This is a genomic window from Streptomyces sp. NPDC096048, from assembly GCF_044763415.1.
Classification (GTDB): domain Bacteria; phylum Actinomycetota; class Actinomycetes; order Streptomycetales; family Streptomycetaceae; genus Streptomyces.
In genome coordinates this window covers 309,481-323,032 of sequence record NZ_JBIWGG010000011.1, presented here as the reverse complement: position 1 = coordinate 323,032, position 13,552 = coordinate 309,481, and the positions used below count along the sequence as shown (strand labels likewise).

At 71.3% G+C, this 13,552-nt stretch carries 8 protein-coding genes; 6 read left to right on the top strand and 2 right to left on the bottom strand.

Translation table 11 applies throughout. From position 1 onward, the window contains the following. Positions 1–166 precede the first annotated feature (166 nt). Positions 167–1,396, bottom strand: coding sequence for a trypsin-like serine peptidase (locus ACIQ6R_RS29720; protein WP_404224655.1), 1,230 nt, complete (start codon positions 1,394–1,396; stop codon positions 167–169). Positions 1,397–1,899: 503 nt separating this feature from the next. Here ACIQ6R_RS29720 and ACIQ6R_RS29715 point away from each other — a divergent pair. The 4 genes from ACIQ6R_RS29715 to ACIQ6R_RS29700 all read left to right on the top strand — a co-directional run bounded on the left by ACIQ6R_RS29715 (position 1,900) and on the right by ACIQ6R_RS29700 (position 8,384). Then, positions 1,900–3,282, top strand: a complete 1,383-nt coding sequence (locus ACIQ6R_RS29715) for an aminotransferase class III-fold pyridoxal phosphate-dependent enzyme (RefSeq protein WP_404224653.1) — start codon at positions 1,900–1,902, stop codon at positions 3,280–3,282. A 266-nt stretch (positions 3,283–3,548) separates the two neighbouring features. Beyond that, positions 3,549–5,393, top strand: a complete 1,845-nt coding sequence (locus ACIQ6R_RS29710; protein ID WP_404224651.1) for an IucA/IucC family protein — start codon at positions 3,549–3,551, stop codon at positions 5,391–5,393. A gap of 77 nt (positions 5,394–5,470) precedes the next feature. Continuing rightward, positions 5,471–6,196, top strand: a complete 726-nt coding sequence (locus tag ACIQ6R_RS29705) for a GNAT family N-acetyltransferase (RefSeq protein ID WP_404224649.1) — start codon at positions 5,471–5,473, stop codon at positions 6,194–6,196. A gap of 178 nt (positions 6,197–6,374) precedes the next feature. Next, on the top strand, positions 6,375–8,384 hold the full coding sequence (locus ACIQ6R_RS29700; protein ID WP_404181491.1) for an ATP-dependent DNA helicase: 2,010 nt from the start codon (positions 6,375–6,377) through the stop codon (positions 8,382–8,384). Positions 8,385–8,571: 187 nt separating this feature from the next. Here the strand turns inward: ACIQ6R_RS29700 and lexA are convergent, their stop codons facing one another. Further along, entirely contained in the window at positions 8,572–9,351 is a 780-nt protein-coding gene (gene lexA, locus ACIQ6R_RS29695; RefSeq protein ID WP_404181494.1) for a transcriptional repressor LexA, read from the bottom strand. Positions 9,352–9,917: 566 nt separating this feature from the next. Here lexA and nrdR point away from each other — a divergent pair. Both nrdR and ACIQ6R_RS29685 read left to right on the top strand, forming a co-directional pair. Beyond that, entirely contained in the window at positions 9,918–10,469 is a 552-nt protein-coding gene (gene nrdR / locus ACIQ6R_RS29690; RefSeq protein ID WP_404181496.1) for a transcriptional regulator NrdR, read from the top strand. A gap of 168 nt (positions 10,470–10,637) precedes the next feature. After that, positions 10,638–13,532 carry a vitamin B12-dependent ribonucleotide reductase gene (locus tag ACIQ6R_RS29685; RefSeq protein WP_404224647.1) on the top strand — a complete coding sequence of 965 codons (2,895 nt, stop codon included), beginning with the start codon at positions 10,638–10,640 and terminating at the stop codon, positions 13,530–13,532. Positions 13,533–13,552: the final 20 nt, after the last annotated feature.

The following is a 13,552-nucleotide window of genomic DNA, read 5'->3' as shown; positions in this document are numbered from 1 at the left end:
GCGCACGGATGCGGAACGTACGAAGGCGGAACATACGGGTGAAACGTACGAAGGTGAACGTGCGAATGCCGAACGTACGAATGTCACCGAAGGCGCGGTGGGGTGCCGGGTGCGCCCGACGCACCCCACCGTCCTCCGAGTCGACGCGCTGTGCCTCAGCGCCGGGTCACTGGCCGGCGAACTTTCCGCTCACCTCGTCGAACACACCCTTGGCCTCCTCGCCCAGCCGCGGACCGGCCAGCCAGCCCGCCGTCACCGGGCCGATCGAGGTGTTGGACACCAGCGCCGGCTTGCCGTCGGAACCGGCCGAGACCCAGCCGCCGCCGGACGAACCGCCGGTCATGGTGCAGCCGATGCGGTACATCGTCGGGTCGGAAGCGGCGATCGACAGCCGACCGGGCTTGTCGTCGCACTGGTACAGCTTCTGGCCGTCGTACGGCGCCGCGGCCGGGTAGCCGATCGCCTTGAGGCTCTTCACCTTCGGCACCGCGGGCGCGTCGAAGTCCACCGGAAGCGCGTCGCCGACCGTCTCCTCCAGGGACTTGCCGTCGCTGCCCTTCTCCGGCGTCACATGGATGACGGCGTAGTCGTGCGAGGCGCCGTCACCGCCCGTCGCGCCGCCCTGCTCGATCCACTGGTCCGAGGTCTGCGCCCAGTCGCCCCACCAGACGCCGTAGGGAGCGACCTCCTCCTTCGTGGCGCTCTGCAGTTCCTCGGTCGGCTTGCCGGCGTCGTTGTACGAGGGCACGAACGCGATGTTGCGGTACCAGCCGCCCTCCTTGCCCGCGTGCACGCAGTGGCCGGCCGTCCAGACCAGGTTGGACTTGCCCGGGTTGGCCGGGTCCTCCACGACCGTTGCCGAGCAGACCATCGAGCCCTTGGGGGAGTCGAAGAGCAGCTTGCCCGCGGTGGCGGCGCTGTCGTGGTACTTGGGCGGCACCGTCCGTGCCTGCACCGGCTGCGGCTCCGGGTCGGTCACGCCCTGGTCACCGGAGAGGTCGCTGTCGTCGACCTCCTGGTCCGGCTCCTGGGCGTCCCGCATGCGGTCCGGGTCCCACAGGTCCTCGATGATCGGGTTGACGTAGTCCTGCGCCTCGCGCAGCCAGTCGTCCTTGCTCCAGTTCTTCCAGGCGCCGTTCTTCCACTCGTCGACGTCGATCCCGTGTTCCTTGAGCTTGTCCTTGATGTGGTCCGGGATCCGGATCTCGCCGTTGCCGCCGTCCGCGGTGGACGCCGAGGCCGAGGCGTCGCCGCCCGCCTCGGGGTCGCCGGACTCGCAGGCGGTGGCGGTGAGCGCGAGCGCCGAGACGAGTGCCACGGCGACCGGCACGGGGGACTTTCCGCGCCGCCCGCGCCTGTGCCCGCGCGTGGTGAACGACGGCCGTATGGATCGCATGCTGGTGATTCCCCCTATGGTGAACTGCCCTGGAACGGCACCACACACTATTCGTTCGCTGTGGGGGAGTTCCGACGGAACGGCAACGGTTCGGATACAAGCCGTCTGACCAGGCAAGCGTCCGTGTGGGTGTGCGTCGGGCCAGATGCCTGCCCAACTCGCCGGGCGGCGGGCGGAGGTGGAGGTCGGCCCGGCCGCGCGGGAGTACGGGGACCTCCTTGACGAGCGGGGCGGCGAGAGCCGGGCGAGGCGGGCCCGGCGTGGCCGCTGCTCCGCCCCGGCGAGGATTCTCGGGTAACCCGTAACCCGGCGAACGGCCTGCTGTTGGTAGCGGTGGGGGCCCGCTGTCCGAGTGCGGCCCCCCGTGCCGAGGGCGCCCCGACACGTCGGGTCGCGGCTGGACAGCGGGAGGTCGGGAAGCCGTGGCGGAATCCGCGTGCAGGGGGTTTGCGCCCGAGGGCAGGGACGCCGGGCCGACCGCGGGGAAGGGCACTGCGGGTGCGGTGCCCGCGCGGGGGCTTACCTCGCGGGAGAGCGCCCCGAAGCGCCAGCCGGCGCGTGAGTCCGCGGCACGCACCTACGCACGCGCCCTTCCCGTCGTACCGGTCCGGGCCCGGGGGCTCACCATCGAGGGCGCCGACGGCCGCCGCTACCTGGACTGCGTCTCGGGCGCGGGGACACTGGCCCTGGGACACAACCACCCGGTCGTGCTGGAGGCGATCCGCAAGGTCCTCGACTCCGGGGCTCCTTTGCAGGTCATGGACCTCACCACCCCCGTCGAGGACGCTTTCGTCACCGAGTTGCTGCACACCCTGCCGCCCGGACTCGCCGACCACGCGCGCGTGCGGTTCTGCGGACCGTCCGGTACGGAACCGGTCGCCACCGCCGTCGGGGTCGTCCGCGCCGCCACCGGGCGGAATCGGGTGATCGCCTTCACCGGAACCCACCACCAGGCGGCCGCTGAGGCGTTCGCCGACACCGGTGACGCCTGCGACACCCACCGCGCTCCCCTGCCCTACCCGCAGGACCTGCACTGTCCGTTCGGCGTCGGGGGAGAGCACGGGGCCGAACTCGCCGCCCACTGGGCCGAGTCCGTCCTCGACGACCGCCGCTCGGGGGAGCGGCCGCCCGCCGGGATGATCCTTGAACCGGTCCACAGCGAAGGCGGGGTGCTTCCGGCGCCGGACGCCTGGATGCGGCGCATGCGTCGGATCACGGCGGAGCGCTCCGTTCTGCTGATCGCCGACGAGACCGAGACGGGCGTGGGGCGGACCGGGGCCTTCTGGGCGGTCGAACACAGCGGGGCCATGCCCGACGTGCTGGTCCTGTCCAAGGCGATCGGCGGCAGCCTGCCGCTGGCCGCGGTGGTGCACCGCGACGACCTGCACACCGGGGAGCCCGGTGCCGGCACCTTCCGCGGCAACCAACTCGCCCTGGCCGCGGGCGCGGCGACCCTCGCCCACGTACGCGAGCACCGCCTCGCCGAGCACGCGGCCGTACTGGGGAGCCGGATGCTGACCCGACTGAGCGGCCTGGCCGAGGAGTTCCGGTGCGTCGGTGACGTGCGGGGGCGGGGCCTGATGCTCGGGGTCGAACTGGTCGCACCCGACGGTGCGCGTGAGATCGAGACCAACGGCGCGGCCCCAGGCCTCGCGCCGGGCGCCGCCGCCGAAGTCGCCGCCGCCGTCCGGCGGGAGTGTCTGCGCCGCGGGCTGATCGTGGACCTCGCGGGCCCGTCCGGAAACGTCGTACGACTACTGCCGCCGCTGATCGTCACCGAGGAGCAGACGTCGGCGGTCCTGGACCGCCTCGCCGACGCGGTGGCGGCGGTGGACCGAAGCCATGGCGACCATGCCCCACCGCCCGGGGCGCGCGCCGCGCGCTGAGATCCGCCGCCCAGGCCAGAGCACGTCACGAGGGACTCGCCTTGCACACCACCCCCACACCCCGACCGACAACCGCCGCGATCACCGGATCGGCGTCGGCCACCTCTGCCGTCCCGGCGCCGCCGTCGGCTGCCGCCGCCCTTCCGGGCTCGGTTCCGGTCCGCGCTGCCCTTCCGGGCTCGGCTCCGGCCGCTGCCGCCCTTCCGGGCTCGGTTCCGGCCGCCGCGACCAGTTCGGGGCCCGATCCGGTCGTCGCCGCCGACCCCATGCCCGTAACGGCCCTCGCCACCCTCCCCGCGACCGCGCCCCCGCTCACCGCCGACGCCCATGACCACCCCGACCCGTACACCGGGGCCCAGGCGGCGACCGTGGAGAACCTGCTGCGCTGCTGGGCGCGCGAGACGGACGCGACCGCCCCCGGCAGCGGTGTCCTCCATGTGCCGCTCCCGGCCAGCGGCACTGCCCTGGCCGTTCCCGTCCATTACTGGTCGCCTACGGGACGGCACCGATTCGGCCTCCCGCGCCTGGCCGACGCCCCCGCCTCGGCGCCACCTGCCGACGCCGTCACGGTCGCCGCGCTGTTCGTACGGGAGACGGCCGGCGACCCGGGCCCCGAAGGGACCGACCTCGTGGCGCGTGTCGCCGACTCCGTCCGCCGTACCGCCGTCTTCCTCCGTGACCGCCGGGAGGACCGCTCCGCCGGCGGCCCCGGCGGCTCCGGGGGCCCAGGCGGCGGCCCCGACCTCTTCCTCGCCGCCGAGCAGGCGCTGCTCCTCGGGCACCCACTGCACCCCACACCCAAGAGCCGAGAAGGGTTCACGGAGGCGGAGGCGCAGCGGTACTCACCCGAAACGCGCGGCTCCTTCCCCCTGCACTGGATGGCCGTCGCCCCCTCCGCCCTCGCCACCGACTCGGCCTGGACCGAGGGAGGCCGCCCGGTCACCGCGCCCCGGCTCACCGCACGCCTCGCAGGGGACGGACAGGCCCCGCCGGACGGCTACGCGCTCCTGCCCCTGCATCCCTGGCAGTACCGCGCGGTACGGCACCGACCGGAGACCGCGGCCCTGCTGGACGCGGGACTGCTCAGGGATCTCGGCGCGCAGGGCGCCCCCTGGCATGCCACCTCCTCCCTGCGAACCGTTTACCGCACCGGCGCCCCCGCCATGCTCAAGCTCTCGCTGGCCCTGCACATCACCAACTCCCGCCGGGAGAACCTCCGCAAGGAACTCCACCGCGGAGTCGAGGTCCACCGCCTGCTGCGCACCGGAGTGGCCCGTCAGTGGCAGGCCGTCCACCCCGACTTCGACATCGTTCGGGACCCGGCCTGGCTCGCCGTCGACGGACCGGACGGAGCGCCGCTGCGAGGGCTCGACGTCGTCATCCGGCACAATCCCTTCCGGCCCACGGACGACGTCTCCTGCGTCGCGGGTCTCGTCGCGCCCCGGCCGTACGGGCAGGCGGACGGCTCCGGCCGGGCCGCCGCCCGGGTCCCGCGCTCCCGGCTGGCCGAGGTCGTCACCCGACTCGCCGGGCGGACCGGCCGCCTCCGCCAAGCCGTCGCCGCCGAGTGGTTCCTGCGCTACCTCCATCACGTCGTACGCCCCGTCCTGTGGCTGGACGCGCACGCCGGGATCGCTCTGGAGGCGCATCAGCAGAACACGCTCCTCCTGCTGGACACCGACGGCTGGCCCGCCGGCGGCCGCTACCGTGACAACCAGGGCTACTACTTCCGCGAGTCCCGGCGCACGGAACTCGACGCCCGGCTGCCCGGCATCGGCGAGCACAGTGACACGTTCGTCCCCGACGAGGTCACCGACGAGCGCTTCGCGTACTACCTCGCCATCAACAACGTCTTCGGCCTCATCGGCGCCTTCGGTTCCCAGCACCTCGCCGACGAGCGGCTGCTCCTCGCGGCCTTCCGCCGTTTCCTGGGCGATCTCGCGTCGGGCTCCGCCCCGCTGCGCAGCCCGCTGCCCGCGCAGCTCCTCGACTCGCCCGTACTGCGCTGCAAGGCCAATCTGCTGACCCGGCTGCGCGGCCTGGACGAACTCGTCGGCCCGGTGGACACCCAGTCCGCCTACGTCACCATCACCAACCCGCTGCGCGCCTGAGCACACTCCGCTGGACCCTTCACCGGCCCCCGAGCCGCTTCCCCGATTCCCCTTCCGCCTCCCGAAAGAGCGACACCGTGGCTTCCACCGATGCGAGCGCCGACGACACCCTGGACCTGCACCTCCCCGAGGAGTTCGTCGCCCTCTTCGGGAAGGGAGAGCCGGGGGACGACCCAGCCGGGACGGAGACGACGCGGGCCGGCGACGACCTGCTCGACCGTGTCGCCGACTGGGGTCCGGTCGTCACTCCCGCGGGCGTGTTCCACCTGGCGCCCGTCCGTGCCGACCGGGACGTCCCGGTCATCACCCGCTGGATGAACGACCCCGCCGTCGCCGCGTTCTGGGAACTGGCCGGGCCGCAGAGCGTGACCGAGGAGCACGTACGGGCGCAGCTCGCCGGTGACGGGCGCAGCGTCCCATGCGTCGGCATGCTGGACGGGCTGCCGATGAGCTACTGGGAGATCTACCGGGCCGACCTCGACCCGCTGGCCCGGTACTGTCCCGTCCGGCCGCACGACACCGGACTCCACCTCCTGATCGGCGATGGCACCGACCGCGGGCAGGGCATCGGGACCACTCTGATCAGGACCGTCACCGACCTCGCCCTCGCGAGGCGGCCCGCCTGCACGCGGGTGCTCGCCGAACCCGACGTCCGCAACACGGCCTCCGTCGCCGCGTTCCTCGGCGCCGGGTTCCGGTTCGCCGCCGAGGTCGACCTGCCCGCCAAGCGAGCCGCTCTCATGATCCGGGACCGGACACCGCGCGCTGCCGTAGCGACATGCGGCCCAGTCCCGACGTCCTGATCAGCGCCGCCTCCACTCGCCGTCCGGCGCCCCGCCCGCCCAGGAGCCCGCCCTTGCCCCCGTCCTCCCCGCAAAGCGTCCCGCCCCCGCCCTCCCTGCAATCCGTCCCGCCCCTGCCGGCCCTCGCTGCCGCCTCGCCCGTCCGTTTGTCAGTGCCGGGCCGTAGGGTGGTCGCGCTATGACGAAGCCCTCACTCCCCGAACTCCTGCACGCCGCCGTCACCGCCGTCGGCGGCACGGAGCGCCCCGGCCAGGTGGCCATGGCCGAAGCCGTCGAGGAAGCCATCGACGGCGGCTCCCATCTGCTGGTCCAGGCCGGCACCGGCACCGGCAAGTCGCTGGGCTATCTGGTGCCCGCTCTGGCGCACGGGGAGCGGGTCGTCGTGGCGACCGCCACCCTGGCCCTGCAGCGCCAGCTGGTGGAGCGTGACCTGCCGCGGACGGTCGACGCGCTCCATCCGCAGCTGCGTCGGCGTCCGGAGTTCGCGATGCTCAAGGGCAGGTCGAACTACCTGTGCCTGCACCGGCTCCACGAGGGAGTGCCGCAGGACGAGGAGGAGGGCCTCTTCGACCAGTTCGAGGCCGCCGCTCCCACCAGCAAGCTGGGCCAGGACCTGCTGCGGATGCGCGACTGGGCGGACGGGACCGAGACCGGCGACCGTGACGACCTCACGCCCGGTGTGTCCGACCGGGCGTGGTCGCAGGTGTCGGTGTCGTCCCGGGAGTGCCTGGGCGCCTCGAAGTGCGCGTACGGAGCCGAATGCTTCGCGGAGATGGCCCGGGAGCGCGCCAAGCTCTCCGATGTGGTCGTCACCAATCACGCCCTGCTCGCCATCGACGCCATCGAGGGCGCTCCGGTCCTGCCCCAGCACGAGGTGCTGATCGTCGACGAGGCGCACGAACTGGTCTCCCGGGTCACCGGCGTCGCCACCGGCGAACTCACCCCCGGCCAGGTCAACCGGGCGGTGCGGCGGGCCGCGAAGCTCGTGAACGAGAAGGCCGCCGACCAGCTCCAGACCGCGGCCGAGGGCTTCGAGCGGCTGATGGAGCTGGCGCTGCCGGGGCGTCTGGAGGAGGTCCCGGAGGACCTCGGCTACGCGCTCATGGCACTGCGCGACGCCTGCCGTACGGTCATCTCCGCGATCGGCGCGACCCGCGACAAGTCGGTGCAGGACGAGGACGCCGTCCGCAAGCAGGCGCTGGCCTCCGTGGAGTCCGTGCACGACGTGGCGGAGCGGATCACGAACGGCTCCGAGTGGGACGTCGTCTGGTACGAGCGGCACGAGCCCCGCGGCGGAGCCGCATATCGGCACAGCGGGGCATCCGTGCGGGTCGCTCCCATGTCCGTCTCCGGACTGCTGCGGGAGAAGCTCTTCACCGACCGCTCGGTCATCCTGACCTCGGCGACCCTCAAGCTGGGCGGCGACTTCAACGGCGTCGGGGCCTCCCTGGGCCTCGCCCCCGAGGGCACCGAGGGCGACGACGTGCCCCAGTGGAAGGGCGTCGACGTGGGCTCGCCGTTCGACTACCGCAAGCAGGGCATCCTGTACGTCGCCAAGCACCTGGCGCGCCCCGCGCGGGACGGCGACCGCGGCGACATGCTCGACGAGCTCACGGAACTGATCCAGGCGGCCGGGGGCCGGACGCTGGGGCTGTTCTCCTCGATGAGGGCTGCCCAGCTGGCCGCCGAGGAACTGCGCTCCCGTATCCCGGAGTACCCGATCCTGCTCCAGGGCGAGGAGACGCTCGGCGAGCTGATCAAGAACTTCGCCGCCGACCCGAAGACCTGCCTCTTCGGCACGTTGTCGCTCTGGCAGGGCGTCGACGTCCCCGGACCGAGCTGCCAGCTGGTCGTCATGGACAAGATTCCGTTCCCGCGCCCGGACGACCCTCTGATGAGCGCCCGCCAGAAGGCGGTGGAGGAGGCCGGCGGCAACGGCTTCATGGCGGTCGCCGCCACGCACGCCGCGCTGTTGATGGCCCAGGGCGCGGGCCGCCTCGTACGGGCGTCGGGCGACCGCGGCGTGGTCGCCGTACTGGACCAGCGACTGGCGACGGCCCGGTACGGGAGCTATCTGAAGGCGTCACTGCCCGACTTCTGGTTCACCACCGACCGCAATCAGGTCCGCAAGTCGCTGGCCGCGATCGACGCGAAGGCGCGGCAGACGGAGGAGACGGAAGGCGACTGACCCTGGGCAAGGGCTCCCGGTGACCCGGGCAGGGGCTTCACGCCGGGCGCCGGGCTGGGTGCAACGCCGGATACCGACTCCGGGCACCCGGCCCCGCACAGCGCGGGGCCCCGGAACCGGCGCAGAGGTTCCGGGGCCCGGTCGAGTCGGCGGGTCGCTGTCGCGGCGTACCCGCCCGCCGTGGCGCTCAGACGCGGCGCAGTACGGCCACCACCTTGCCGAGGATGGTCGCGTCGTCACCGGGGATCGGCTCGTACGCCGAGTTGTGCGGGAGGAGCCAGACGTGGCCGTCCTCGCGCTTGAAGCGCTTGACGGTGGCCTCGCCCTCGAGCATCGCGGCCACGATGTCGCCGTTCTCGGCGACGGGCTGGCGGCGGACCGTGACCCAGTCGCCGTCGCAGATGGCGGCCTCGATCATCGAGTCGCCGACGACCTTCAGGACGAACAGCTCGCCGTCACCGACCAGCTGCCGGGGCAGGGGGAAGACGTCCTCGACGGACTCCTCGGCGAGGATCGGGCCACCGGCGGCGATGCGGCCGACGAGCGGGACGTACGACGCGGCCGGCTTGCCCGCGGTGTCCGTGGGCTGCACAGAGGCGGCCTGGTCGGAGCCGCGCACCTCGTAGGCGCGCGGGCGGTGCGGGTCGCGGCGCAGGAAGCCCTTGCGCTCCAGCGCCATCAGCTGGTGCGCGACGGAGGAGGTGCTGGAGAGGCCGACGGCCTGGCCGATCTCCCGCATCGACGGCGGGTAGCCGCGTCGTTGCACGGAGTCGCGGATGACCTCGATCACCCGGCGTTGGCGGTCGGTGAGTCCCGAGCTGTCGGCCCGGATGCCAGGAGGTCGGCCTGGCAGGGAGCGCTTGTGCCCCTCGGGATTCGTGGCGTCGCTCATGGCGTGCACCGGCTCAGGTCGGCCCTGGGGGCGCTCCTGGGCAGTGATGGTGGCACTGTCGGCGGTGGTGGTCACGTCGGCCCCTCTCGATGGTCTCCCTGCTGCACAACGGTAGTAGCTTTCGAAAGGTTGCGCCAAACACACGTTCGAGTGAAAAATCGCGAATCGCTCGCCCGGAACGCGTTTCTGGGTGTATGGCTCTCGCGGTGACTGGCGGACAAAAGGGTCCATTGCTGTACTCTTCACCGCCGTGGTGACAAACCTCGGGGACGTCGCTCCAGTCTGCCATCCGGCATCCCGTTCGACGGTGCGGGTCCCCTCATCTCTGCGGTAGTCCCACGCCCCCTCCTCGCGGCGCCCACGGTATCTCCGCATGCGCCCGGGCGATACGGCCGTGCGTGCGCGCGTCCGCCGCGCCGCTCTGGCCGTATGGGACCTGTACGTACCGGAGCGACACGCGTGCAGGGCGTGTATGTATGAGCCAAGCCCCACATCTAGTGGTTGGATTGCATCAGCAGCCCACAAGTTGTGGTCCCCCGGGTCTTCGGGCCCGCCGCGATCGCCTATGCTGGGGGCTGCTTCGAGGGGCCTGAAGGGCCTTTCGAGGCTATTGAGTCTGCTGTGAGGAGGGTTCGGAGTTCATGCACTGCCCCTTCTGCAGGCACCCCGACAGCCGAGTCGTCGACAGTCGTACGACCGACGACGGCACGTCGATCCGCAGGCGCCGCCAGTGCCCTGACTGCTCCCGTCGTTTCACGACCGTGGAGACGTGCTCGCTCATGGTGGTGAAGCGGTCCGGGGTCACCGAACCGTTCAGCCGCACGAAGATCATCAACGGTGTGCGCAAGGCCTGTCAGGGCCGGCCCGTCACCGAGGACGCGCTCGCGCAGCTCGGCCAGCGGGTCGAGGAGGCGGTGCGGGCCACCGGAAGCGCCGAGCTGACCACCCACGACGTGGGGCTGGCCATACTCGGCCCGCTGCAGGAACTCGACCTCGTCGCCTATCTGCGATTCGCCTCCGTCTATCGGGCGTTCGACTCGCTCGACGACTTCGAGGCCGCGATCGCGGAACTCAGGGAGGCGACGGGGCATCCCGGCGGAGACGGCGACGACGCCGGCGCGGGGAGCCAGGAGAACGACCGCGGGTCCACGGGGGCGGCACAGGTCCCCGAGCCTGCGAGCGCCGCCGACTGACCGGCGGGCCGGACCCGGACATCGGCGCCCGGGGCCAGGCCGGACGGCGGCGAGTGACAAAGACCTGTTGCGGGCGGTGCGAGAGATGTCCGCAACACAAGACAGAACACCGTGCCACGGGAACAATCGGGGCACTTCAGGGCGTTTTCGCCCGTACAGGGAGGCGGCATGACAGAGACGGCGAGCGGTCCGGCACGGAGTTCCCGCGCCAAGGGCACCAAGGCGGGCAAGGGACTCCGCGTCGAGCGCGTCCACACCACTCCCGGCGTCCACCCCTACGACGAGGTGGCCTGGGAGCGTCGTGACGTCGTCATGACCAACTGGCGCGACGGCTCGGTCAACTTCGAGCAGCGTGGCGTCGAGTTCCCCGAGTTCTGGTCGGTGAACGCGGTCAACATCGTCACCAGCAAGTACTTCCGGGGTGCCGTCGGCACCCCGCAGCGTGAGGTGAGCCTGAAGCAGCTCATCGACCGCATCGTGAAGACGTACCGGAAGGCCGGCGAGGACCACAAGTACTTCGCCTCGCCCGCCGACGCCGAGATCTTCGAGCACGAGCTGGCCTACGCCCTCCTGCACCAGATCTTCAGCTTCAACAGCCCCGTCTGGTTCAACGTCGGCACGCCCCAGCCGCAGCAGGTCTCCGCCTGCTTCATCCTGTCCGTCGACGACTCCATGGAGTCGATCCTCGACTGGTACAAGGAAGAGGGCATGATCTTCAAGGGCGGCTCGGGCGCCGGCCTGAACCTCTCGCGGATCCGCTCCTCCAAGGAGCTGCTCTCCTCCGGCGGCAACGCCTCCGGCCCGGTCTCCTTCATGCGCGGCGCCGACGCCTCCGCCGGCACGATCAAGTCCGGCGGCGCCACGCGCCGGGCCGCGAAGATGGTCATCCTCGACATCGACCACCCCGACATCGAGGACTTCATCCAGACCAAGGTCTCGGAGGAGGAGAAGATCCGCGCCCTGCGCGACGCGGGCTTCGACATGGACCTGGGCGGCGACGACATCACGTCCGTCCAGTACCAGAACGCCAACAACTCGGTCCGCGTGAACGACACGTTCATGAAGGCCGTCCAGGACGGCGGCAAGTTCGGCCTGACGTCCCGCATGACCGGCGAGGTCATCGAAGAGGTCGAGGCCAAGTCGCTGTTCCGCAAGATGGCCGAGGCCGCGTGGGCGTGTGCCGACCCGGGCATCCAGTACGACGACACCATCAACCACTGGCACACCTGCCCGGAGTCCGGCCGGATCAACGGCTCGAACCCCTGCAGCGAGTACATGCACCTGGACAACACGTCCTGCAACCTCGCCTCGCTGAACCTGATGAAGTTCCTGAAGGACGACGGCAAGGGCAACCAGTCCTTCGACGCCGAGCGCTTCGCCAAGGTCGTCGAGCTCGTCATCACCGCGATGGACATCTCCATCTGCTTCGCGGACTTCCCGACCCAGAAGATCGGCGAGAACACCCGCGCCTTCCGCCAGCTCGGCATCGGTTACGCCAACCTCGGCGCCCTGCTGATGGCGACCGGCCACGCCTACGACTCCGACGGCGGCCGCGCCCTGGCCGGCGCCATCACCTCCCTGATGACCGGCACGTCGTACCGGCGCTCCGCCGAGCTCGCCGCGATCGTCGGCCCGTACGACGGTTACGCCCGCAACGCGCAGCCGCACCTGCGGGTCATGAAGCAGCACTCCGACGAGAACGCCAAGGCCGTCCGCATGGACGACCTGGACACGCCGGTCTGGGCCGCCGCCACCGAGGCCTGGCAGGACGTGCTGCGCCTCGGCGAGAAGAACGGCTTCCGCAACTCCCAGGCGTCCGTCATCGCCCCGACCGGCACCATCGGTCTCGCGATGTCCTGCGACACCACCGGCCTCGAGCCCGACCTCGCCCTGGTCAAGTTCAAGAAGCTGGTCGGCGGCGGCTCGATGCAGATCGTCAACGGCACCGTCCCGCAGGCCCTGCGCCGCCTGGGTTACCAGGAGGAGCAGATCGAGGCGATCGTCGCCCACATCGCCGAGCACGGCAACGTGATCGACGCCCCCGGCCTCGCGCACGAGCACTACGAGGTCTTCGACTGCGCCATGGGCGAGCGCTCCATCTCCGCGATGGGCCACGTCCGTATGATGGCCGCGATCCAGCCGTGGATCTCCGGTGCCCTCTCCAAGACGGTCAACCTGCCGGAGTCGGCGACCGTCGAGGACGTCGAGGAGGTCTACTTCGAGGCCTGGAAGATGGGCGTCAAGGCGCTCGCCATCTACCGCGACAACTGCAAGGTCGGTCAGCCCCTCTCCGCCAAGACCAAGGAGAAGGAGAAGGCCGAGGTCACGGAGAAGGCCGAGGCGACCATCCGCGAGACGGTCGAGAAGATCGTCGAGTACCGCCCGGTGCGCAAGCGCCTCCCGAAGGGTCGTCCCGGGATCACCACCTCCTTCACGGTCGGCGGCGCCGAGGGCTACATGACGGCCAACTCCTACCCGGACGACGGTCTCGGCGAGGTCTTCCTGAAGATGTCCAAGCAGGGCTCGACCCTGGCGGGCATGATGGACGCCTTCTCCATCGCGGTCTCCGTCGGCCTCCAGTACGGCGTGCCGCTGGAGACGTACGTCTCGAAGTTCACCAACATGCGCTTCGAGCCGGCCGGTATGACGGACGACCCGGACGTGCGGATGGCGCAGTCGATCGTCGACTACATCTTCCGCCGCCTGGCGCTGGACTTCCTGCCCTTCGAGACGCGCTCCGCGCTCGGCATCCACTCCGCCGAGGAGCGTCAGCGTCACCTGGAGACGGGTTCGTACGAGCCTTCCGACGACGAGCTCGACGTCGAGGGCCTGGCCCAGTCGGCGCCGCGCGCCCAGGAGCTGAAGGCCGTCGCCACGCCGAAGGCCGAGGTCGAGGCGGCCAAGCCCGCTCCGCAGCAGGCGCACACCAGCGCCGAGCTGGTGGAGATGCAGCTGGGCATCCAGGCCGACGCTCCGCTGTGCTTCTCCTGCGGCACGAAGATGCAGCGCGCCGGTTCCTGCTACATCTGCGAGGGCTGCGGCTCGACCAGCGGTTGCAGCTGACGACGCGTAGGTCCACATGA

Bases quoted from the DNA above. Each gene is read 5' to 3' on its own strand.
- ACIQ6R_RS29720 (WP_404224655.1), bottom strand. From the start codon at position 1,396: ATGCGATCCATACGGCCGTCGTTCACCACGCGCGGGCACAGGCGCGGG.
- ACIQ6R_RS29710 (WP_404224651.1), top strand. From the start codon at position 3,549: ATGCCCGTAACGGCCCTCGCCACCCTCCCCGCGACCGCGCCCCCGCTC.
- ACIQ6R_RS29700 (WP_404181491.1), top strand. From the start codon at position 6,375: ATGACGAAGCCCTCACTCCCCGAACTCCTGCACGCCGCCGTCACCGCC.
- nrdR (WP_404181496.1), top strand. From the start codon at position 9,918: ATGCACTGCCCCTTCTGCAGGCACCCCGACAGCCGAGTCGTCGACAGT.
- ACIQ6R_RS29685 (WP_404224647.1), top strand. From the start codon at position 10,638: ATGACAGAGACGGCGAGCGGTCCGGCACGGAGTTCCCGCGCCAAGGGC.